General features: G+C 66.1%; 24 protein-coding genes. 11 read left to right on the top strand and 13 right to left on the bottom strand.

Annotated elements, in window-relative coordinates:
• Positions 1–96 precede the first annotated feature (96 nt).
• From ACT2B0_RS10745 to ACT2B0_RS10705, 9 genes are read right to left on the bottom strand one after another with little or no spacing between them, the layout of a single operon-like run.
• A complete protein-coding gene (locus tag ACT2B0_RS10745; RefSeq protein ID WP_473465914.1) occupies positions 97–471 on the bottom strand; it encodes a VOC family protein in 375 nt (124 codons plus the stop codon).
• A 3-nt stretch (positions 472–474) separates the two neighbouring features.
• The gene (gene hmuQ, locus ACT2B0_RS10740) at positions 475–789 is read right to left on the bottom strand and encodes a heme-degrading protein HmuQ (RefSeq protein WP_473464531.1); all 315 of its coding nucleotides are present in this window, start codon (positions 787–789) and stop codon (positions 475–477) included.
• Positions 790–801: 12 nt separating this feature from the next.
• On the bottom strand, positions 802–1,071 hold the full coding sequence (locus ACT2B0_RS10735) for a hypothetical protein (RefSeq protein ID WP_473464529.1): 270 nt from the start codon (positions 1,069–1,071) through the stop codon (positions 802–804).
• A 23-nt stretch (positions 1,072–1,094) separates the two neighbouring features.
• Positions 1,095–2,237, bottom strand: a complete 1,143-nt coding sequence (locus tag ACT2B0_RS10730; RefSeq protein ID WP_473464527.1) for an energy transducer TonB family protein — start codon at positions 2,235–2,237, stop codon at positions 1,095–1,097.
• On the bottom strand, positions 2,234–2,641 hold the full coding sequence (locus ACT2B0_RS10725; protein WP_473464525.1) for an ExbD/TolR family protein: 408 nt from the start codon (positions 2,639–2,641) through the stop codon (positions 2,234–2,236). The genes ACT2B0_RS10730 and ACT2B0_RS10725 overlap by 4 nt, the downstream gene beginning before the upstream one ends.
• 5 nt (positions 2,642–2,646) lie before the next feature.
• Positions 2,647–3,030 carry a biopolymer transporter ExbD gene (locus ACT2B0_RS10720; RefSeq protein ID WP_473464523.1) on the bottom strand — a complete coding sequence of 128 codons (384 nt, stop codon included), beginning with the start codon at positions 3,028–3,030 and terminating at the stop codon, positions 2,647–2,649.
• Positions 3,020–3,733, bottom strand: a complete 714-nt coding sequence (locus ACT2B0_RS10715) for a MotA/TolQ/ExbB proton channel family protein (protein WP_473464520.1) — start codon at positions 3,731–3,733, stop codon at positions 3,020–3,022. Before ACT2B0_RS10715 ends, ACT2B0_RS10720 begins: the two co-directional genes overlap by 11 nt.
• Positions 3,734–3,737: 4 nt before the next feature.
• Positions 3,738–4,187 (bottom strand): hypothetical protein, encoded by a 450-nt coding sequence (locus ACT2B0_RS10710; RefSeq protein ID WP_473464518.1) that lies wholly within the window; start codon positions 4,185–4,187, stop codon positions 3,738–3,740.
• Between the two features lie 2 nt (positions 4,188–4,189).
• Positions 4,190–6,346, bottom strand: a complete 2,157-nt coding sequence (locus tag ACT2B0_RS10705; protein WP_473464515.1) for a TonB-dependent receptor domain-containing protein — start codon at positions 6,344–6,346, stop codon at positions 4,190–4,192.
• A gap of 208 nt (positions 6,347–6,554) precedes the next feature.
• On the opposite strand from ACT2B0_RS10705, the gene hemP reads away from it, so the two are divergent.
• From hemP to ACT2B0_RS10680, 5 genes are read left to right on the top strand one after another with little or no spacing between them, the layout of a single operon-like run.
• Positions 6,555–6,767 (top strand): hemin uptake protein HemP, encoded by a 213-nt coding sequence (gene hemP, locus ACT2B0_RS10700; RefSeq protein ID WP_473464513.1) that lies wholly within the window; start codon positions 6,555–6,557, stop codon positions 6,765–6,767.
• A gap of 27 nt (positions 6,768–6,794) precedes the next feature.
• A complete protein-coding gene (locus tag ACT2B0_RS10695) occupies positions 6,795–7,856 on the top strand; it encodes a hemin-degrading factor (RefSeq protein WP_473465912.1) in 1,062 nt (353 codons plus the stop codon).
• A 10-nt stretch (positions 7,857–7,866) separates the two neighbouring features.
• Positions 7,867–8,790, top strand: a complete 924-nt coding sequence (locus tag ACT2B0_RS10690; RefSeq protein WP_473464510.1) for a heme/hemin ABC transporter substrate-binding protein — start codon at positions 7,867–7,869, stop codon at positions 8,788–8,790.
• Between the two features lie 10 nt (positions 8,791–8,800).
• Positions 8,801–9,904, top strand: a complete 1,104-nt coding sequence (locus tag ACT2B0_RS10685) for a FecCD family ABC transporter permease (protein ID WP_473464508.1) — start codon at positions 8,801–8,803, stop codon at positions 9,902–9,904.
• Positions 9,905–9,920: 16 nt separating this feature from the next.
• The gene (locus tag ACT2B0_RS10680; protein ID WP_473464506.1) at positions 9,921–10,712 is read left to right on the top strand and encodes a heme ABC transporter ATP-binding protein; all 792 of its coding nucleotides are present in this window, start codon (positions 9,921–9,923) and stop codon (positions 10,710–10,712) included.
• Between the two features lie 94 nt (positions 10,713–10,806).
• Here the strand turns inward: ACT2B0_RS10680 and rirA are convergent, their stop codons facing one another.
• From rirA to ACT2B0_RS10660, 4 genes are all read right to left on the bottom strand, one after another.
• On the bottom strand, positions 10,807–11,268 hold the full coding sequence (gene rirA, locus ACT2B0_RS10675) for an iron-responsive transcriptional regulator RirA (protein ID WP_473464504.1): 462 nt from the start codon (positions 11,266–11,268) through the stop codon (positions 10,807–10,809).
• A 140-nt stretch (positions 11,269–11,408) separates the two neighbouring features.
• Positions 11,409–11,852: an SRPBCC family protein gene (locus tag ACT2B0_RS10670; protein WP_473464500.1), complete on the bottom strand. Its 444-nt coding sequence runs from the start codon at positions 11,850–11,852 to the stop codon at positions 11,409–11,411.
• Positions 11,853–11,875: 23 nt separating this feature from the next.
• Entirely contained in the window at positions 11,876–12,712 is an 837-nt protein-coding gene (locus ACT2B0_RS10665; RefSeq protein WP_473464498.1) for a phosphoenolpyruvate hydrolase family protein, read from the bottom strand.
• The gene (locus tag ACT2B0_RS10660) at positions 12,712–13,935 is read right to left on the bottom strand and encodes a Tm-1-like ATP-binding domain-containing protein (protein ID WP_473464494.1); all 1,224 of its coding nucleotides are present in this window, start codon (positions 13,933–13,935) and stop codon (positions 12,712–12,714) included. Before ACT2B0_RS10660 ends, ACT2B0_RS10665 begins: the two co-directional genes overlap by 1 nt.
• Before the next feature lie 76 nt (positions 13,936–14,011).
• Here ACT2B0_RS10660 and ACT2B0_RS10655 point away from each other — a divergent pair, with 76 nt between their 5' ends.
• From ACT2B0_RS10655 to ACT2B0_RS10630, 6 genes are all read left to right on the top strand, one after another.
• On the top strand, positions 14,012–14,671 hold the full coding sequence (locus tag ACT2B0_RS10655) for a TetR family transcriptional regulator (RefSeq protein WP_473464492.1): 660 nt from the start codon (positions 14,012–14,014) through the stop codon (positions 14,669–14,671).
• 350 nt (positions 14,672–15,021) lie between these two features.
• Positions 15,022–16,332 (top strand): ABC transporter substrate-binding protein, encoded by a 1,311-nt coding sequence (locus ACT2B0_RS10650; RefSeq protein ID WP_473464489.1) that lies wholly within the window; start codon positions 15,022–15,024, stop codon positions 16,330–16,332.
• 221 nt (positions 16,333–16,553) lie between these two features.
• On the top strand, positions 16,554–17,459 hold the full coding sequence (locus ACT2B0_RS10645) for a carbohydrate ABC transporter permease (RefSeq protein WP_473464487.1): 906 nt from the start codon (positions 16,554–16,556) through the stop codon (positions 17,457–17,459).
• Position 17,460: 1 nt separating this feature from the next.
• Positions 17,461–18,420: a carbohydrate ABC transporter permease gene (locus ACT2B0_RS10640; RefSeq protein ID WP_473464485.1), complete on the top strand. Its 960-nt coding sequence runs from the start codon at positions 17,461–17,463 to the stop codon at positions 18,418–18,420.
• Positions 18,417–18,665 (top strand): hypothetical protein, encoded by a 249-nt coding sequence (locus ACT2B0_RS10635; RefSeq protein WP_473464483.1) that lies wholly within the window; start codon positions 18,417–18,419, stop codon positions 18,663–18,665. Before ACT2B0_RS10640 ends, ACT2B0_RS10635 begins: the two co-directional genes overlap by 4 nt.
• On the top strand, positions 18,662–19,771 hold the full coding sequence (locus tag ACT2B0_RS10630) for an ABC transporter ATP-binding protein (protein WP_473464480.1): 1,110 nt from the start codon (positions 18,662–18,664) through the stop codon (positions 19,769–19,771). The genes ACT2B0_RS10635 and ACT2B0_RS10630 overlap by 4 nt, the downstream gene beginning before the upstream one ends.
• The last annotated feature ends 38 nt before the right edge of the window (positions 19,772–19,809 follow it).

The following is a 19,809-nucleotide window of genomic DNA, read 5'->3' as shown; positions in this document are numbered from 1 at the left end:
CGGTCTGCTTTTCACGGAATCGCAGATCGGCTCCAAATTATTGTTTTTGAAGCGTTTTTGAACGGCGAACCGGTATCCACTTCGCCTGGAAACGCTTCAGTCGGCCGCAGCCTGGGCAACGCGGCCGAAACGCAGCAGATTGCCGTGCGGATCGTGGATGTAGAACTCTTCCATGTTCCACGCCCGCACGGTGAGGTCCGACAGGTTCTTGACGCCGCGGCGGCGAAAGTCGGCATGCCAGCGCCCGATGCCGCCGCCGCGAATATAGACCGAGCTTCGCTCACACAGGCTGCGGTCGTCGGTCAGCCAGAAATGCAGCTCGATTTCGTCGCGGCGCAGGATGAGATAGTCGTGTTCCCGGTAGAGGGTCGCGGTGAAGCCGAGTTCGTCGCCATAGAAACGCTGCGTCTCGTCGAGGTCGAGCGAAGGCAGGACCGGAAGCGCCTCGAGCCGGTCGGGATGGTCCGGCATCATCTATGCGCCCTCGACCACCGAAAACCCCTCGAACCGGGGATGGCCGAGATAAAGCGGCGTGTTGGAACCGGCGTTCTTGTGCGCGTCGCGGAACTGCTGCGATCTGGTCCAGGCGAGGAAGTCGTCGTGGCTGGCCCAGACCGTGTGGGAGGCAAACAGCGTATAGCCTTCGTCCTCATTGCGCGGTCCGCGCAGAAGGTGGAAGGATTTGAAGCCGTCCATCTCCGACAGGCTGGACTCGCGCCCTTTCCAGACTTGTTCGAAATCGGCTTCGGATCCGGTTTTGACCTTGAAACGGTTCATGGCGATATACATGGCGCTGTCCTTTCAGGCTTTGGAGAGGGGTGTTGGCGTGCGCTCGCAGCGGCCGGTGTCCGGTTCGGGAAAGGATACCACGCCGGGCGGCAGCCGGGCCGGCCGGTTGCGGGACGGGTTCGGACCGGCCTGGCAAAGATCGACGGAGCGCGTTTTGTTGAGATCGACGATGCCGGCCCGCCGGCGTTCGAACTGGTCCTCAAGCAAGGCGCGCAGGCGCGGGTCCAGCCCGTCGCCATTGCGCTGGGCCGCGAGGCGGTCGAAGGCGAGCATGCCGGTCATGACGGTCCTTTCGCGGTTGGGCGTCAGCGTGCCAGGCCGAGCGGGACGGAAAATTTCCAGCTCGAGCGGCCGGCGGCGTCCGGTATTGGCGGGAACGGGGCCGCGCGCCGCACCGAGGCGAGGGCGGCCTTGTCGAGCGTGGCCGAGCCGGAGCTCTGGGTGATGCGCACCGAGCCGAGACCGCCGTTGCGGGTGACGACGAAATGGACATGGACGTCGCGCCGCGCGTCGCGCCGGGCAGCGCGCGACACGCCGCGCAGCGCCCGGCGCAGCTTGCGCGCCACCTTGCCGGGATAGTTGGAGACGGCGGCGTTGCCGGCCGCGCCCTGCTTGCGGCTGCCGGTGCCCTGCGCGGCCGCGCGGCCGCGCTCGTTGCCGGTGGCCTCGCCGCGCCGCGTGCTCTGCTCGGCCCGGCCGCCCTGGCCGGCGGCCTGGGTTTTCCGGCGCTGTTTGGGCGGGGTTTCGGACTTTTTGCGCGGGGCCTCCCTGGCGCGCGGCTTTTCCGGCCGCACCATGGCCTGCCGGATTTTTGGCGGTTGCGGGCGCGCGGTCGGCAGGGGCACGTCGTCTGGAATGACGATCTCCTCGACCGGCGCCAGCGCCTCGGCCGTCTCAACCGGGGTAATCTGGGCGCGCGCGGTCTCGACCGGCTCGGTCTCCGCCGCCGGCTCGGGCGCGGTCGCGGTCGCTTCGACGGGCTCTGCCTCGGCGGGCCGCTCGACCGGTGCGACCGCGTCGGCCGGCACCAGCACCTGCGCCGGTTGCGGCGCCTGCGGTGCCACGGCTTCCGTGACATCGGCCACCCGAGGCTCGGCTTTGGTCGTCTCGGCTGCGTCGGCCGCCCGGGCGGCGATTTCGCGGCTTTCCGTTTCGGGTATCGGGCGGGGCTGGACGGCTTCGTCCGGTTCGACGGTTTCGCCAGCCGGCGCCTCCCTGGCGGCCGCCGTTTCGGCCGGCGTGTCGACGGGCTCGACGATTTCGCTGTCGGGCGCCGGCTCGCCGGCGGCGAAGACGTCCTCGAACGAACCCAAAAGCGCGACCTCCATCGCCGCCGAGCCGGCGATGTCGACCGCCTCGGGCCGTTCGGCGAGCAGATAGGCGGCAGCGCCGGCATGCACCAGGCCGGAGGCAAGGACGGCGATCGACCATTTTAGGGCGGGTCTCACGGCGTCTCCCCCCGCTCGGTGACGAGGACGATCCGGCCCGCGCCGGCGTCGCGCAGCGCCGCGACGATGTCGATCAGCTCCCGTGCCGGCAGGGCGCGGTCGGCCGCGACCTTGACGAGGGGCATGGCTCCGTCCGCGTCGGAAGCGGCGCGCAACCGCTCGACATAGCCGGCTGCGGTGACGGGCGCGCCGGCGGCCAGCAGCGCGCCGTCGCCGGTCACGAACAGCGCGCGCGGCGGTTCGGCGCGGTCCGACTGCGACGTGGTGATCAGCGCGACGTCCCGCTCCATCGGCGGGGTCAGCGTGCCGGCGATCAGGAAGAAGATCAGCATCAAAAAGACGATGTTGATCAGGGTGATCGTCGATTCGTGCCTTGGACGGGGGCGTGGGCGTGGCAGCTTCATGGCGTCTACCGCGCGACGGAAAGCGACAGGCCGGTGCCGCGGCGGATCGCCTCGATGGCGCCGACCATGGCCTGGGAGGTCATATCGCCACGTACCAGAATCACGGCGGTTTCGGCGCCGGCCTGCTCCAGGCGGCCGATTTCCACAAGCGCGTCGGCTTCGGTGAGAGGCCGCCCGTTCACGCGCCAGTCCGTCTCCGACAGCCGAACGATGATATCGGGGGGCTTGCCGGCGACAGCCTCGCCGGCGCGGCCGCCGGTGATCTCGACCTCGGAGAATTTGGCGAAGGTGGAGGTCAGCATGAAAAACAGCAGCAGCAGGAAGATGACGTCGATCAGCGACGTCACGGAGACCGGACGCCGGGAACGGCGGGCGATCTCAATGCGCATGGCTTTGTCCCATTGCGGCCGGCTGGGCGGCTTCGGGCGTGTCGTGGTCTAGTCGCGCGCCGGTCGCGCCGAGCGCCTGCTGCGACAGGAAGGCGGTGGTGACGGTCTCGATCGCCACGCGCTCGTTTTCGATCCGGGTCTCGAACCAGGTCAGCACCAGCGAGACCGGCATCGCCACGGCAAGCCCGGCGGCCGTGGTCAAGAGCGCGACCCAGATGCCGCCGGCCAGGAGGGACGGGTCGACGGCGCTGCCGGCGCCCTGCAACTGCCGGAACGCCTCGATCATGCCCAGCACCGTGCCGAACAGGCCGAGCAGCGGCGCGATCTGGGCGATGGCGTCGAGCGCGCGCAATCCACGCTGCAACGCGTGCAGCCGCGTCACCGCCACGCGGCCGATCTCGTCCTCGATCACCGCCTTGGAGGCGGCGCGGTTGGCCGAAAGCCGCATCGCGGTCGCCAGGGCGCCGCCAACCGGCGAGGGATCCGCCTCGGCCATCTGGCGGGCGTCGCCGACGCTGCCGTGAACCCACAGATGCAGGGCGCGGTCGGCCTTTGCGCCGGAACCGACCCGCTCGCGCCAGAACTGGGCAAGCTTGATCAGGATCAGCGCCAGCGCAAACACCGACAGGACGAGCAGGATGGCGACAACCGGGCCGCCGAGCTCGAGAAAGGCGCGCACGTCATTGAAAATGTCGGGTCTCATCGCATCACACTCCGAATTCGACCGCGGTTCTGGTCGCCGGTTCGAGGGTCCGAAGGCAGGCGGTCGCGTCGAGCCCGGCGCCGTCACACTGGGTGGCGTCGTTAACGAGCACGCGGCCGATGCCTTCGCAGTCGACGCCTGGCAGGTCGAACTGCCTGACCTTGGTCTTGCCTTGCGGCAGGGCCTTGAAATCGAGCGTCACCAGCCGGTCGACCAGCCCGGCCTTGTCGAACAGCACGATCTCGAACGCCGCCTTGTCGAGGGGCGCACCGAGCCGGTTGGCGATCACGAAGGTGAAACGGCAGCCGCCGTCGCCGGGCTCGATCGCGTTGAGCTCGAGCGCCAGCGAGGGGCCCGGCTCGCTCGTTTGAGCGAGGGCCGGGCCGCCCGCGACGGGCGACAGCGCAAGGATCGCGGTCAGAATACGGCTTGCGGTCGTCACCCATTCTTTCATCGTTACCATCCGAACTGCTTGCTGAGGGAAAGCTTGAACGTGCGGCCCTTGGCTGCGTCGTTGTGCAGGAACTCCTTAAACTCGGTGTCGAAAAGATTGTCGACACCGAACTGGGCTTCCCAGCCGGCGAACCGGCCGTCCTGGGGCGTCCAGCTCACGAAGACGTCGTGCACGTCGAAGCTGTCGGCAAAGCGTGTCGAGGTGCCGGTCCAGGTCGCCTGCGAGGCGCGCAGGGCGGGGTCCTGCGGCGCCGCGACCACGCGCGCCTTCCAGCCGAACCTGAGATCGTGCTGCGGCAGCTTGCCGCCGAGCGTGAAGGCCAGCTCGTGCGGGGCGACCGTGGTCAGATAGGCGCCGGTCGTGCGGTCTTTGCCGACGACATGCGAATAGCCGGCATTGGCGAACACGAAGTCCGATTCGTAGGCGAGCTCGACCTCGAAGCCGTAGATGCGCGCCTTGTCGATATTGACGTAGCCGGGCAGGGCGTTCGGCCCCGGCCGCAGCGCCGGGTTGAGGCTGATCAGATCGGAGATGTCGTTGTAGAAGCCGGTCGTCTTCAACTGCACGCCATCGCCCTGCTGGAAGATGTCGTAGCCCGACAGGGCAAAGCCGATCTCGTAATTGTTCGAGGCTTCCTTGTTCAGGTCCAAGCTGGGCAGGAAGGAATTGCGCGAGCCGCCGGTGGAAAACACCTCGTCGAGCGTGGCGAAACGTTCGGTATGGGCGATCGAGCCGAACAGGGCGACATGGTCGTTGAAGCGGTAATGGGCGGCGATCTTGGGCGAGACGGCGGTGTCGGTGTCGGAGGCGGTCAGCCCGGTGCTCGTACCCGGCGACAGACGGTGCCAGTCCAGACGCAGGCCGGGAATGATCGTCAGCCGCTCGTCCCAGACGAATTCGTTCTGCACGAACACGCCCGTCTTCAGATCGGTGCCCTCGGGATGGAAGTTGATGCCGCCCGGCGTGCCGGCCAGCGTCATCGGCTCGGCGGTGCGGACCTGGTAGGCGGTCTGCCAGCCATAGGTCAAAAAGTTTTCCCAGTTCTCGCCGCGCCACGCGCTGGTATTTTGCACATTGAACTGCCAGGTGCGGTAGCCGTATTCGGTGTCGCAGAACAAGAGGCTGGTCGCGCAGGTCAGCCCGAATCTCGGGTTGCCGGTTGCGTCGGTCTGGTCGACCCTGGTGTCGGAATAGGAGGCCGAAACCTTCACATCGAGCCAGTCATTGTCGCTGAACGGGTTTTCGTAGGACACGACGCCGGTGCGGTCGACGACGTGGCGGTCGACCGTGCCGAACAGCGATTCGGTGCCGACCTGGGCATAATCCTGATCGTCGGCATCGGAATCCCACTGCTGGTAGGAGAGCCTGAGCCGGCCTTCCTCGCCGACATTAAACGTGCCCTTGGCAAGACCCGACCAGGCGGAAAAGTCGGAGCTGCGGATTTCGGTGCCGTTTCCGGTGACATAGGGATCGGCGCGGCGGAAATTGCCCGACAGCAGGAATTCGGCATCGGGGCTCATGCGCTGGGCAAACACCGCCGAGCCGAGCCAGCCATTGCGGTTGGAATTGATACCGCCCTTCAGGCGCAGCGCGCCGGTATCGCCGTCGGCGATGAAGTCGGAGGCGTCCTTGGTAACGAAATTGATGACGCCGCCAAGCGCTCCCGAGCCGTAAAGCGTCGAGGAGGCAGGTCCGCGCAGCACCTCGACCTTCTTGTAAAGTTCGGGATCCGAGAAGAATCCGCCCATGCGATACTGTTCGTAGAATTTGGTCGCGCCATCGACAGTGACGATGATGCGGCCCTCCTCGCCGGCCGATTCGGGCGCGCCGATCCCGCGAATGTTGAAGGTCTGGCCGAACGCGCGATCGGAGCCGGACGTGTTGACGCCGGGGATGCGCTTCAGGACATCGCCGACGGTCGCCGCCTGCTCCTGGTCGATGTCTTCCTGTTCGACGACACTGACGGATTGCGGCGTGTCGATGGCGACTTTTTCGACGCCGGCGCCGAGGACGAGACGCTGCAGCAGCGTCACGCGGCCTTTCTTGTCGGTGTCGTTGGTTCGCGCGCCGTCCTGCGCGTGCGTGGCGCCGGCCGTCGCGATCGCGACGATGGCGGCACTCCCCAAAAGGCAAACTACGTTACGAGACACGAGCCCCATCACCCAACTCCTGATTCCAAAGGCTGAGATGCTGGCTGGCCGGGGCTTGCTCGCATGTGATTGTTCTTGCCGGGTTTTAAACTTGAATTTCAAACTCCGGTATTGCGCTTCGTAATTAACCTGACTAATGGTGTCAAGAAATCAATCGACGTTTCACGACGCCCAGCCAGCTCTTCGGCAAGCCCGGCGCGAATGGAGGCTTTGTGCCGTGAACACCGATCGCGCAGACATAAGATCGCCCGCATGCGGGCCCCGCGCCGCCCCCCGAACAAGCTCCGCTGCACCCGGGCAAAACCCGCACCCGCGCATCGTCACCAGCGACGCGCTGTTTGGCGGGGCCCAGGAGATCGTCATCGAGCACGGCGACGCGCTCTACCGGTTGAAGATCACCCGCCAGGGCAAACTCATTCTCAACAAATAGGGGCGGGCCATGAACCTCAGCACGACCATAAACGACAGCACGAAGACGGCGCCGGCGGATATCCGCCGGGCGCGGATCGACAATCCCAAGCTGCGCGAGCGCGACCTGGCCGATCAGTTGGCGATTACCGAAGCCGAACTGGTGGCGGCCCATTGCGGCCAGGGCGTGCGGCGCATCGCCACCGATCTCGACAGGCTCCTGGCCGGGCTCGGCGCGCTCGGCGAGGTGATGGCGCTGACGCGTAATCAAAGCGCGGTCCACGAAAAGATCGGCCTCTACGACAAACCGGTGCCCGGCAAGCATGCGGCGATGTTTTTGGGGAAGGAGATCGATCTGCGGCTGTTTCCGCGCCATTTCGTGCACGGTTTCGCGGTCGAAAAGCGCGACGGATCCGCGGTGCGGCGCAGCCTGCAGTTTTTCGACGCTCACGGCGACGCCGTGCACAAGATCCATCTGCGTCCGGTCTCCGACGTCAACGCCTATGAGGCGCTGGTCGCGACCCTCTTGTCCGCCGATCAGAGCGACACGGTCGCGGTCGAGCCGCAGCCCGCCGCCGGTGCGACCGAGCCGGCTGCCGCTCCGGTCGACACGGATGCGCTGCGCACGCGCTGGGCGGACATGCGCGACGTGCATCAATTCGTCGGCATTCTGCGCGACATGAAGCTGACCCGCCGGCGCGCGGTCGAACTGGTCGGCCGGGACTTCGCCTATCGGCTCGGCAATGAGGCCGTCGCGGCAATGATGCACGAGGCGGCGCGCAGCGCGCTGCCGATCATGTGTTTCGTCGGCAGCCGCGGCTGCATCCAGATCCATTCCGGGCCGATCCGGACGCTGAAGCCGATGGGACCGTGGCTCAACGTCATGGATCCGGGCTTTCATCTGCATTTGCGCACCGACCGCATCTGCGATGTGTGGGCGGTGAAAAAGCCGACCAGGGACGGTCACGTCACCTCGATCGAGGCCTATGACGCCGCGGGAAGCCTGATCATCCAGTTTTTCGGCCAGCGCGAGGAAGGGACCGAGGAGCGCGGCGAATGGCGCTCGCTGGTCGCTGGGCTTCTCGTCCATGCCCAGTCCACCGCCGCGTGAGGAGAAGCTCATGACAATCCGAATTTCGCGCCGCAGCCTGTTGCGTGCCGGGGCCTGCCTTTTGACCGCCGCGCTGACCCTGGCCCCGCTGGTCGCGCCGCCGCCCGGCGGGCAGGCGCAGGCTTCCGAAACCGCCGCGCTGGCCGGGGCCGAACGGCTGGTGTCGATCGGCGGTTCGGTCACGGAAATCATCTACGAGCTCGGCGAGCAGGGCCGGCTGGTGGCGCGCGATTCGACCGGGCAATATCCGCCGGCGGCCACCAGCCTTCCCGATGTCGGTTATATGCGGCGCCTGTCGCCAGAAGGGGTGCTGTCGGTCGATCCCGACGCGATCCTGGCCCTCGAGGGCAGCGGCCCGCCCGAGACGATCGACGTGCTCGAAAAGGCGCGCGTGCCGATGGTGATGGTGCCCGAGCGGTTCGACGGTGAGGGGATTTTGGCCAAGATCCGCAGCATCGGCGCGGCGCTCGGCGTCGAGGACAAGGCCGCGGCCTTGGCCGACAAGGTGGGCGGCGAACTGGAAGCCGCGCGGCAATTGACCGCCGACATCGCGCCGCGCAGGCGGGTTCTGTTCGTGCTCAGCCTGCAGGGCGGCAAGATCCTCGCCGCCGGCGCCGACACGGCCGCAAGCGGCATCGTCGCGCTCGCCGGCGCCGAAAACGCGGTCTCGGGCTTCGAGGGTTATAAGCAACTGACCGACGAGGCGGTGATCGAGGCGCAACCCGATGTCGTCCTGATGATGGCGCGCGGCGACGATCTCGAGATTTCGCAACAGGAGCTGTTCGCGCATCCGGCGATCGCCCAGACGCCGGCGGGGACGAACCGGCAGCTTGTGCGCATGGACGGGCTTTATCTGCTCGGCTTCGGACCGCGTACCGCTGCGGCCGCGCGCGATCTGGCGCTCCGCCTTTACGGCGATCGTGTCTCCAACTGACGGCGTGGCGATGTCTCAGTCGACCGCTGCGATGCCCGTAGGCGTGCACGAACAAGACGGCGCGGGCGACCGGTCGTCCCGTGCGCGGCTTGCGCTTGGCGTGCTGAGCGTTCTCCTGGCCGCGACCGTGGTCGCCAGCCTGGGTTATGGCGCCTCGGATGCCTCGATCTGGAGTGTGGTTGCCGATCTCGCCGCCCGTGCGCGCGGCGACGAGGCCGCGATGTCGTTGCGCGACCAGGTGATCGTTTACGACATTCGCCTGCCGCGCACGATCCTGGGGCTTCTGATCGGGGCCGCGCTCGCCGTCTCGGGCGCGGTGATGCAAGGGCTGTTCCGCAACCCGCTGGCCGATCCGGGCCTGGTGGGCGTGTCCGCCGGTGCGAGCCTGGGAGCGGTATCTGTCATCGTTTTGGGCGGCTCGACGCTGGCGCCGCTGGTCGCGGTGTTCGGCCTCTACGCGCTGCCGGCGGCCGCTTTCGCCGGCGGGCTGGTGGTGACGTTGTCGCTCTACCGCATCTCGACGCGCAGCGGCCGGACTTCGGTCGCGACCATGCTGTTGGCCGGCATCGCGCTCGGCGCCCTGGCGATGGCGTTTACCGACGTGCTGATCTTCATGGCCGACGACCGGCAGTTGCGCGACCTCACCTTCTGGACCCTGGGATCGCTGGCCGGGGCGACCTGGGCCAAGATCGCCGCCGCCGGCCCGGTGATCGTGCTGGCGCTGGCGGCCACGCCCTTTGTCGCGCGCGGGCTCAACGCGTTGGCGCTCGGCGAGGCGACCGCGCACCATCTCGGCGTGCCTGTGCAACGGCTGAAGAACGTTTCGATTGTCGGTGTGGCTGCGGCGGTGGGCGCGTCGGTTGCCGTTTCCGGCGGGATCGGCTTCGTCGGCATCGTGGTGCCGCATCTGCTCAGGCTCCTGATCGGACCGGACAACCGCTACCTGCTGCCGGCCTCGGCACTTTTGGGCGCGAGCCTACTGCTTGCGGCCGACGCCGTCAGCCGCACCATCGTCGCGCCGGCCGAACTGCCAATCGGCATCGTGACGGCGGCCGTCGGCGCGCCGTTCTTCCTGTGGATCCTGCTGCGCCGGCGCGGGCTCCTCGACCTCTAAACACGGATGCTACTCAATGATCAAGGCACGCAATGTTTCGGTCTCGATCGGCCGCAAGCGCATCGTTTCCGGGGCCGATCTCGAGGCCCCGGCGGGCACGCTGGTGGCGATCGTCGGGCCGAACGGTTCAGGCAAGACCACCTTGTTGCGCGCGCTGTCGGCCGATCTTGCCTATGAGGGCGAGATCGCCATCAACGGCCACGACCTGGCGGGCCTGAAACCCCACCAGCTCGCCGGCATGCGGGCCGTGCTGCCGCAGGCAACGGCGCTGTCGTTTCCCTTCACCGTGCGCGAGGTGGTGGGGCTGGGACTGTCGGGCGGCAGGTCCGGCGCACTGGCCGGCGAGGCGCCGCACCTGCCCGAACGGGCGCTCGCCAGGGTCGACCTCGACGGGTTCGCCGGGCGCTTCTACCAGGAGCTTTCGGGCGGCGAACAGCAGCGCGTCCAGCTCGCGCGCGTGTTGTGCCAGGTCTGGGCGCCGGTGCTGGAGGGGCGGCCGCGCTACCTGTTCCTGGACGAACCCGTCTCCAGCCTCGACATCAAGCACCAGCTCGTCATCATGCGCATCGCGCGCGACTTTGCGGCACGCGGCGGCGGGGTGATCGCCATCCTGCACGACCTCAACCTGGCCGCGATGTTCGCCGACCGGATCGTCGTCATGCATCGCGGGCGCGTCGCGGCAACCGGCACGCCGCAGGAGGTGCTGAGCGATGGGCTGATGTCGCGCGTGTTCGAATGCGCCTTGCGGGTCGGTGTGCCGCCGCAGGCGGGGCAGCCTTACGTCCTGCCGCACGCCGCGTCGCTGTGAGCGATTTGACGGCTCGGCATCGAACGTTCCGGTCAATCGTCGGTGAGTTTCGGATGCGCGTCGACTGTATTTGACTGGGGCGGGGAAACGCCGATCAGTTGATGGCGGCGCGCGCTTCGGGCAGTGCGATTCCGAGCCTGACCTGCATGGCGGGGCTGTCATTGACCAGGTCGGCGATGCTGTGGCGGCCCAGAACCTCGAAAAACGCGCCGAGCGCCTCGCGCAGGGCGCTGTTGAGGGCGCAGGAGTCGATCAGCGGACAGTCGGCCGTGTCGTTTTCGAAACATTCGGCCATGGCGAAGCTTTCCTCGGTGACGCGCACGACATCGAACAAGGTGATCTCCTCGGCCGGCCTGGCGAGTTTGACGCCGCCCTTGCGGCCGCGCACCGTGGTGACCAGCTTGTGCTCTACCAAGGGCTGCAGGATCTTGAACAAAAACAGTTCCGACACCGTATAGGCTGCGGCGATTTCGGGGATACGGCTGAGCTGGCCGTCATTGGCCGCGCAATACATCAGGATACGCACAGCGTAGTTGGTCTGACGGGTAAGCCTCATGATCGTCCTCTTCGGGATCGCCGCCGGTACGCGGCTTGTCCTCCCCTTGTTTAGAAGGATTCCAAATCGGACGCTAGGGCAAAGCGAAAAATACCTGAACTTTTTTGTCCAGTATTGTGGCGGCGCTGGCGATGACAGCCCTACCGGGCCTTGACCGTCCGTTCGAGCGCTTTGAGGCCGCCAAGGAAGACCTCGTCGCGTACGAAGGGGCCCCATTTGTCCGGCTTGCCGTCGCCTGCCCGGAATTCGGCCGTCCACACGGCGAAGGTGCGATCGCCGTCGGTAACCGGCTCGAAGCGGAGCACGGAAACATAGTCGAGGAAGGGCAGGGGGCCGCCCACCATGTCGTAGGTGATCGTATGGTCGATCGAGGAGGCGGCCAGCAGCGTTTCGCGCACGCGGCCGGAGCCGTCCTTGAGGGCAAAATTGCGCACGCAGCCGATTTCGTTGTTCGCCTTGCCCGCTTCAATATGGCTTTCGGCGGCGGCCGGATGCCAGGCCGGCAGGCCGTTGAAATCGGACGCCAGCGCCCAGACGGCTTCGATCGGCGCGTCGATGACGGTTGATGTGCGGACCTTGATCATCGTTTTCCTCCCACCGGGCCGCCTCAGCGGTCGAACGTGATTGCCTTGAACCTGCGTGTCTGCTCGGCCAGCGCGGTTTCCACCGGCAGCCGCTCCATCGAACTGGCGCCGTAGAACCCGTGGCAGGACTGGGCTTTGCCGAGCACGTACTGGGCGTCGTCCGGCATTGCGATCGGGCCGCCGTGGCACAGCACGATGACGTCGTCGCGCACGGCGCGCGCGGCCGCGGCGATGGCGTCGATCTCGGCCACGCAGGCGTCGAGCGACTTGGCCGATGTCGCGCCGATCGAGCCGCCGGTGGTCACGCCCATATGGGCAACGATGATGTCGGCGCCGGCCCTGGTCATGGCGTCGGCCTCGTCGGGATTGAACACGTAGGGCGTGGTCAAGAGATCGAGCGCGGCCGCCTGGGCGATCATGTCGACCTCAAGCCCGTACCCCATGCCGGTTTCCTCGAAACTCTGCCGCATGACGCCGTCGAACAGGCCGACAGTGGGGAAATTCTGCACCCCGGAAAAGCCCATCGCGCGCAGTTCGGCCAGAAACTGCGGCATCAGCACGAAAGGATCGGTGCCGTTGACGCCGGCCAGAACAGGGGTCTTCTTGACCACCGGCAGCACCTCGACCGCCATCTCCTTGACGATCTCGTTGGCGTTTCCATAGGCGAGCAGCCCGGCCGCCGAGCCGCGCCCGGCCATGCGGTAGCGGCCGGAATTGTAGATGATGATCAGGTCGATGCCGCCGTCCTCCTCGCCCTTGGCCGACAGTCCGGTGCCGGCGCCGCCGCCGACGATGGGAATGCGGCGGTCGACCATGTCGTGCAGGCGTTGAAGAATCTGGCGGCGGGGAATGGCTGGCATCATTTGCCCTTCTTGGCGGTGATTTCGCGATAGGCCTCGGCGAGCGCGGCGGCGAAGGCGGGGTCGTTGATATGCAGCGGCAGGCGCTGCAGCCGGCGGTCCTGCGTCCATTCGACGGTGTCTTCGAGCGTGTCGAACAAAACCGCGTCGGCGTGCGGATCGAAGAACGGGCCGCCCGCGATGTCGAGCGCGGAGACGCCCTTTTCCGGGATCAGGATGCGGACCGGGCCCGGGCAGGCATTGAGCTTGTCGCCGATCCAGGCGCCGATGCGCCGGCATTCGTCCTTCGTGGTGCGCATCAGCGTGACGTTGGGGTTGTGCTCGTAGAAGGTTCGGCCTTCGAACGCGGCCGGCACGGTGTCGGGCGCCCAGAAATTGACCATGTCGAGCGCGCCGAGCGAGCCGACATAAGGCAGTCCTGTTGTCGCCACCACGTCGAGCCGGTCGTCGCGCGCCGGCAGCACCCCGCCGACCAGCAGATCGCAGATCTCCGTGGTGGTGACGTCGAGCATGCCTTCCAACATGCCGGAGGCGGCAAGCGTTTCCATCGTCCGCCCGCCGGTGCCGGTGGCATGGAAGACCAGGCAGTCATGTGTCGGTTTCAGCGCCTCGACGACGGCGGTCAGGCAGGCGGTGGTGACGCCGAACATGGTCAGCCCGACGGCAGGCCGGTCGTCTGCGGGCGCTGCCGGCTGCGTGGCCATTGCGGCGATCGCCCGGGCGGCGTTGTCCAGGATGACGCGGCTGATGCGGTTGAGGCCGGCCATGTCGGTGATCGACGGCATCATGATGATGTCGGACACGTCGACATAGGGCGCCACGTCGCCCGAGGCCAGCGTGGAGACCATGAGCTTGGGCAGGCCGATCGGCAGGGCGCGCATGCCCGCCGTCGCCATCGCCGTGCCGCCGCCGCCGCCGATGCCGATCATGCCGGCAATGTCGGTGCGGGTGGTGACGAAGGCGCAAAACGCTACAGTCATGGCTGCAACGGCGCTGCCGCGGTCCGACGCGGCCAGCGCCTGCAGCGTCGCGCCGCCGCCATGGGCGGCCACCTCGGTGGCAGGCACGAAATCAGCGCCTGCGAAGGCCGATGCATCGGCCGTGGCGCCGGTTCCGATATCCACCACGGTCACGGCCGCGCCGCAAGCCGCGATCCGAGCGGCGAGATAGGCCAGTTCGGCGCTTTTGGTGTCGGCCGTGCCGACGACGTAAACCCGCTTCATGACTGTTTGGCCGTGATCGTTGCGCACGGATGACGTGCCGGTTGCGTAAATTTTGAGACAAGCGTATCGTAATGATATGAATATCTCAAATCAAGCCGCGAATGCCGCCGCCGAACCGGAAAAAGGTCCGCGGGCCAGGACGCGGCGGCTGATGATCGAAACCGCGGTGCGGATGATGCAGGCCGGCATCGTGCCCTCCGTCGCCGAGGTGGCGGAGGAGGCGGAAGTCTCGCGCGCCACCGCCTATCGTTATTTTCCCAGCCAGGCCGCCCTGGTCGGCACGGTTGTCGACCGGGCGCTCGGTCCGATCCTCGACTGGCGTTGCAAGGCGAACGATCCCGTCGAGCGCGTCCGCGATCTGTTCGCGTCGTCATGGCCGCGCATGGACGAGTTCGAGGCCACGTTCCGGGCCGCGCTGAAACTCGCGCTCGACCATCGCGAGCCCTCGCAGGCCGGCCGGCCCGACGACGACACCCGTTTTCGCCGCGGCCACAGGGCCGCCTTGCTGCGCGATGCGCTGAGCCCGCTGGCGGGCGAGCTGCCGGATGCCGAGTTCGACCGTCTCGCCAAGGCGCTTTCGCTGGTTTTCGGCGTCGAGGCGCTCGTGGTGCTCAAGGATATCTGGGGCTGCGACGCGGACGAAACGGCCCGCATCGCGGCCTGGGCGGCCGAGGCGCTGCTGCGCGCCGCGACCGCGGGAGAGATGACGGCGGTGGAGCCGGCTGATATGGCATAACTGGTCTTACCAAAGCCGGGTGTTTTTGGCGTTTGTGTCGTGCATTTCAGGCGGAGCAGCGGGCGCGGCGTGATGGCCAGCTGGTATGGCGCCGTAATAAGGCGCTGATTCTCAAAACGGTTTAGAGCCGTTCCGAAAAGGGGAAAAAGAAGCTTGACCGCCCCCGTCAATTGGTACTACCAGTTTTAAGAAGCGACGGTCGCCGCAGGGCTTTGGCTGCAGGCGGATCGTTGGCGACTATGCCGGCATGTGGAGGTTGCCGGCGAAAGGCGACGCGGCAACCGGGCCAGACGCAGTCGGCCCGCCACGGCAGCGACGCTTGAGACGGCGCAACAGGGAGGAGCAAGATCATGCGAAGAAAAATCGCCGGCATCGCCGCCGGTATAGGCCTTATGCTCGCCAGCGGCACGTCGGCGCTGGCGCAGGAACTGACCATTTTCTGGGCGGAGTGGGATCCGGCCAACTATCTGCAGGAACTCGTCAACGAATACGAGGCGGAGACCGGCGTGCGCGTGACGGTCGAGACGACGCCGTGGTCGGACTTTCAGACCAAGGCCTTTACGGAATTCAATGCGCGCGGCGACGCCTACGATCTGGTCGTGGGCGATTCGCAGTGGCTCGGGGCGGGCTCGACCGGCGGCCATTATGTCGATCTGACCGACTTCTTCAAAGAGCATAATCTCGGCGAGGTGATGGCCCCGGCGACGGTGAAATACTACGCCGAATATCCCGGCAATAGCGGCAAATACTGGGCGATCCCGCTCGAAGGCGACGCGGTCGGCTGGTCCTATCGCAAGGACTGGTTCGAGGATCCCAAGGAGATGGAGGCGTTCAAGGCCAAATACGGCTACGACCTCGCGCCGCCGAAGGACTGGAAGCAGCTTCGCGACATCGCCGAGTTCTTCCATCGCCCCGACGAAAAGCGCTACGGCGTGGCGATCTATACCGACAATTCCTACGACGCGCTGGTGATGGGCGTGGAAAACGCCATCTTCAGCTACGGCGGGGAACTCGGCAATTACGAGACCTACGAGGTTGACGGCTACATCAATTCCGACAAGGCGGTCGCCGCGCTGGAAGCCTACAAGGAGCTCTACCAGTTCACGCCTCCGGGCTGGGCGAAGACCTTCTTCGTGGAAAACAACCAGGCGATCACCGAGGGCCTGGCGGCGATGAGCATGAACTATTTCGCCTTCTTCCCGGCTCTGCTCAACGAAGCGACCAATCCGCACGCCAAGAATACCGGCTTCTTCGCCAATCCGGCCGGGCCGGACGGCGACCAGTTCGCCGCGCTCGGCGGGCAGGGGATCTCCATCGTGTCCTATTCCCAGAACAAGGAAGAGGCGATGAAATTCCTGGAGTGGTTCATCCGCGACGACGTGCAGAAGCGCTGGGCGGAGCTCGGCGGCTATACCTGCCACGCCAAGACGCTGGAATCGGAAGAGTTCCGCAACGCCACGCCCTATAACGAGGCCTTCTACCAGACGATGTTCAAGGTGAAGGACTTCTGGGCTGTGCCGGAATTCGCCGAGCTGCTGCAGCAGATCAACCAGCGCATCTATCCCTATATCGTCGGCGGCGAAGGCACCGCCAAGGAAGCGCTCGACGCGCTGGCGGTGGACTGGACCGACACCTTCAAGAAGTACGACCGCATCAAATAGCTGGGACGGCGGGAGGGGCAGGGCCCCTTCCGCCGCTCGCCGATGTCCGCTTACGAGGTTCGCAGAGGCTCGTGCGAGCCCGCGTGCCTCGCAAACGGACGCCACTTGGGCAAACCGTTTCGCGGCCAAAAGGGGCCAGGCCGTGCATCGCGGCGAGACGTCCCGTTTCGCCCGGCGACCGCGCCGGCCGGCTTTGATCATGCTCTCAGGGGAGGAGCGTCTTGACGACCGACGTCATTACCAGACTGGACCCGCATTCGCATGCGGCCAAGCGCGGACTGAGCGATCTTTCGATCCGCAACCTGTTCATCATCCCGACGATCCTGTTCCTGATCGTCTTCAACATCTTCCCGCTGCTGTATTCGCTCTATTATTCCTTCACCGATTTCCGCGCCTCGACCAATGCAGCGGCCAATTTCGTCGGTCTGCAGAATTATCGCGAGCTGTTGAACGACCCGTTCATCTGGAACAATTTCGTCATCACCGCCAAATACGTCATCGTCTCGGTCGCCGGCCAGGTGATCGTCGGCTTCGGCGTGGCGCTGCTGCTCAACCGCGACATTCCCTTCAAGGGCCTCATCACCACGCTGCTGCTGTTGCCGATGATGCTGTCGATGGCGGTGGTCGGCCTGTTCTGGAAACTGCTTTACGACCCGTCCTTCGGCATCATCAACTACGCGCTCGGGCTCGGCACGTTCGAGTGGCTCGCCAATCCCGACATGGCGCTTTACGCCGTGGCCATCACCGACATCTGGATGTGGTCGCCCTTCGTCATGCTGTTGTCGCTGGCCGGGCTGTCGGCGGTGCCGAAGCATCTTTACGAGGCGGCGGCGATCGACCGGGCCGGCTCGCTCTACACCTTCTTCCGCATCACCCTGCCGCTGGTGGCGCCGATCCTGATGATCGCGATCATCTTCCGCACCATGGAAGCGTTCAAGACCTTCGACCTGGCCTACATCCTGACCAGCCAGCCGACGACGGAGGTGCTGTCGATCCGGCTCTACAAGATGGCGTTCCAGGAATGGCAGACCGGTCGCTCCTGCGCGCTCGCCTACATCATGCTGATCGTGGTGGTGGCGATCACCAATATCTACGTCAAATATCTGAACAAGGTGAAGGAGCGCTAGAATGGCTGCAGTCCGCACCCCGGCCGAACGCACGCTCAATCGCCTGGCGATCGTCAGCGTCCTTCTGGTGACGCTGATCTTCCTGGCCCCGATCTACTGGATCACGGCGACGGCCTTCAAGCCGCGCAATCTGGCCACCACCGTGCCGCCCACGGTGATGTTCGAGCCGGAAGTGTCGCCGTTCGTGAAACTCTTCCTGCGGCGTTCGCAACTGCGCGAGGCGCCGAGCGAGGAAGTCTATGCCGCGGCCCCGTGGTGGGAGCAGATGGTGTTTGACGGCGGCGAGAAGGTGGTGCGCTCAGGCACCGGCGAGGTGCGCTGGTCGGCCTATCCGGACCGTTTCATGAATTCGCTGATCATCGCCATATCGTCCACCGTGCTGGCGGTCGGCATGGGCACGCTGACGGCATACGGGTTTTCCCGCTTCAAGGTGGCGGGCGAACAGGACTGGCTGTTCTTCATCCTGTCGACGCGCATGCTGCCGCCGGTGGTCGTCGCGATCCCGATGTTCCTGATGTACCGGGTGTTCGGGCTGACCGACACCCATGTCGGGCTGATCATCCTTTATACCGCCTTCAACCTGTCGTTTTCGGTCTGGCTGATGAAAGGCTTCATCGACGAGATCCCGCGCGAATACGAGGAGGCGGCGCTGGTCGACGGCTATACGCGGCTGCAGGCCTTCTTCAAGGTGGTGCTGCCGGAGGCGGCCACCGGCATCGCGGCCACGGCGGTGTTCTGTTTCATCATCGCCTGGAACGAATACGCCTTCGCGCTGATCATGACCAACCGCCGGGCGCAGACCGCACCCCCCTTCATCCCCAGCCAGATCGGCTCGGGCCTGCCGGACTGGACCGTGATCGCGGCCGGCACGGTGCTGTTCCTGCTGCCGGTCGCCATCTTTACCTTCCTGCTTCGCAATCACCTGCTGCGCGGCATGTCCTTCGGAGCGATCCGCAAATGAGCTTTCGCGAGATCAACCAGAAAGTCCTGCAGCCGGCCTCGCAGACGGTGATGATCCTGGGCATGGTGGCCCTGTGCCAGCCCTGGAACCTGTTTTTACACCGCTACGGGCTGACCATCATCATTGCCGGGCTGATCGGTTTCATCATCACGACCCATATCGGTCCCGGCGAGGCGGACGCCGAGGAGGCGGATGTCTCCGACAACGTTTTCGACGTTTCCGACCATCGCGAGGGCAAGGCATGACCCAGATCGAACTTCGCGGGGTGCAGAAATTCTTTGGCGAGGTGCAGGTCATCAAGGACTTGAACCTCGACATCGAGAGCGGTGAATTCATCGTGCTTCTGGGCCAGTCCGGCTGCGGCAAGACGACGACGCTGCGCGCCATTGCCGGGCTGGAGACGATCGACGAGGGCGATATCCTGATCGACGGCAAGGTCGTGCAGGACATCAAGGCGGCGCATCGCGACATCGCGTTCGTGTTCCAGTCGTTCTCGCTCTATCCGCATATGACGGTGTTCGAAAACATCGCCTTTCCGCTGCGGGCGATGGGCCGCGACCGCGCCGGGATCGAGCGCGAGGTCGAGAGCGTGGCCAAGGTGCTGCGCATCACCGAACTGCTGTCGAAACGGCCCTCGGCGCTGTCGGGCGGCGATATGCAGCGGGTGGCGATCGGCCGGGCGCTGGTGCGCCGGCCGAAGGCGATCCTGATGGACGAGCCGATCGGCGCGCTCGACGCCAAGCTGCGCGAGGAGATGCGCGCCGAGATCAAACGCCTGCACCTGGAGCAGGGCTCGACCACCATCTACGTCACCCACGACCAGATCGAGGCGATGGCGCTCGCCGACCGGATCGTGATCATGCACGAGGGCATTCTGCAGCAGGTCGGCAGTCCGCAGGAGGTCTATTCCCGCCCGGCCAACCTGTTCGTCGCGCAATTCGTCGGCAGCCCGGTGATGAACGTCACCGACATCCGGGTTGCGGACGCCGATGGCGGCGCGGAAGTGGTGCCGCCGGGCTCGCAAAAGGGGTTTGCGTTTCCCGGCACGCTGTTGTCGCATCTTCAATCGGCGCGGGCCGGCGCGGACGGCCTCAAGCTCGGCATCCGGCCGGAAGGGATCGACGTTTCGCTCGAGCCGCGCGACGGCTACCTGCCGCTGGAGGCGCATCTGATCGAGCCGCTCGGTTCGCACGACATCGTCGACCTCCAGGTCGGCGACGACTATCTGCGCGCCCGCACCCGCAGCGGCTTCGTCGGCGGCCCGGGCCGGCAGGTGTTTGCCCGGATCGACCCGGCCCAGGCGCATTTCTTCGACGCCGCCTCGGGCAATTCGCTGGGCGTGCAGTTGTGAGGGCGCGCCGCCGCCTTTCCGCCGCGCCCGCCAGCGCC

This window comes from Nitratireductor sp. J20-h4, from assembly GCF_056780505.1.
The sequence above is the reverse complement of the archived record's forward strand: the minus strand, read 5'-3'. Positions and strand labels throughout refer to the sequence as shown.

What these genes read in the sequence shown, in the direction of transcription:
- ACT2B0_RS10745 (WP_473465914.1), bottom strand. Translation starts at nt 471, where the DNA reads ATGCCGGACCATCCCGACCGGCTCGAGGCGCTTCCGGTCCTGCCTTCG.
- hmuQ (WP_473464531.1), bottom strand. Translation starts at nt 789, where the DNA reads ATGTATATCGCCATGAACCGTTTCAAGGTCAAAACCGGATCCGAAGCC.
- ACT2B0_RS10735 (WP_473464529.1), bottom strand. Translation starts at nt 1,071, where the DNA reads ATGACCGGCATGCTCGCCTTCGACCGCCTCGCGGCCCAGCGCAATGGC.
- ACT2B0_RS10725 (WP_473464525.1), bottom strand. Translation starts at nt 2,641, where the DNA reads ATGAAGCTGCCACGCCCACGCCCCCGTCCAAGGCACGAATCGACGATC.
- ACT2B0_RS10720 (WP_473464523.1), bottom strand. Translation starts at nt 3,030, where the DNA reads ATGCGCATTGAGATCGCCCGCCGTTCCCGGCGTCCGGTCTCCGTGACG.
- ACT2B0_RS10715 (WP_473464520.1), bottom strand. Translation starts at nt 3,733, where the DNA reads ATGAGACCCGACATTTTCAATGACGTGCGCGCCTTTCTCGAGCTCGGC.
- ACT2B0_RS10710 (WP_473464518.1), bottom strand. Translation starts at nt 4,187, where the DNA reads ATGAAAGAATGGGTGACGACCGCAAGCCGTATTCTGACCGCGATCCTT.
- ACT2B0_RS10705 (WP_473464515.1), bottom strand. Translation starts at nt 6,346, where the DNA reads ATGGGGCTCGTGTCTCGTAACGTAGTTTGCCTTTTGGGGAGTGCCGCC.
- ACT2B0_RS10690 (WP_473464510.1), top strand. Translation starts at nt 7,867, where the DNA reads ATGACAATCCGAATTTCGCGCCGCAGCCTGTTGCGTGCCGGGGCCTGC.
- ACT2B0_RS10685 (WP_473464508.1), top strand. Translation starts at nt 8,801, where the DNA reads ATGTCTCAGTCGACCGCTGCGATGCCCGTAGGCGTGCACGAACAAGAC.
- ACT2B0_RS10680 (WP_473464506.1), top strand. Translation starts at nt 9,921, where the DNA reads ATGATCAAGGCACGCAATGTTTCGGTCTCGATCGGCCGCAAGCGCATC.
- rirA (WP_473464504.1), bottom strand. Translation starts at nt 11,268, where the DNA reads ATGAGGCTTACCCGTCAGACCAACTACGCTGTGCGTATCCTGATGTAT.
- ACT2B0_RS10670 (WP_473464500.1), bottom strand. Translation starts at nt 11,852, where the DNA reads ATGATCAAGGTCCGCACATCAACCGTCATCGACGCGCCGATCGAAGCC.
- ACT2B0_RS10665 (WP_473464498.1), bottom strand. Translation starts at nt 12,712, where the DNA reads ATGCCAGCCATTCCCCGCCGCCAGATTCTTCAACGCCTGCACGACATG.
- ACT2B0_RS10660 (WP_473464494.1), bottom strand. Translation starts at nt 13,935, where the DNA reads ATGAAGCGGGTTTACGTCGTCGGCACGGCCGACACCAAAAGCGCCGAA.
- ACT2B0_RS10655 (WP_473464492.1), top strand. Translation starts at nt 14,012, where the DNA reads ATGAATATCTCAAATCAAGCCGCGAATGCCGCCGCCGAACCGGAAAAA.
- ACT2B0_RS10650 (WP_473464489.1), top strand. Translation starts at nt 15,022, where the DNA reads ATGCGAAGAAAAATCGCCGGCATCGCCGCCGGTATAGGCCTTATGCTC.
- ACT2B0_RS10640 (WP_473464485.1), top strand. Translation starts at nt 17,461, where the DNA reads ATGGCTGCAGTCCGCACCCCGGCCGAACGCACGCTCAATCGCCTGGCG.
- ACT2B0_RS10635 (WP_473464483.1), top strand. Translation starts at nt 18,417, where the DNA reads ATGAGCTTTCGCGAGATCAACCAGAAAGTCCTGCAGCCGGCCTCGCAG.
- ACT2B0_RS10630 (WP_473464480.1), top strand. Translation starts at nt 18,662, where the DNA reads ATGACCCAGATCGAACTTCGCGGGGTGCAGAAATTCTTTGGCGAGGTG.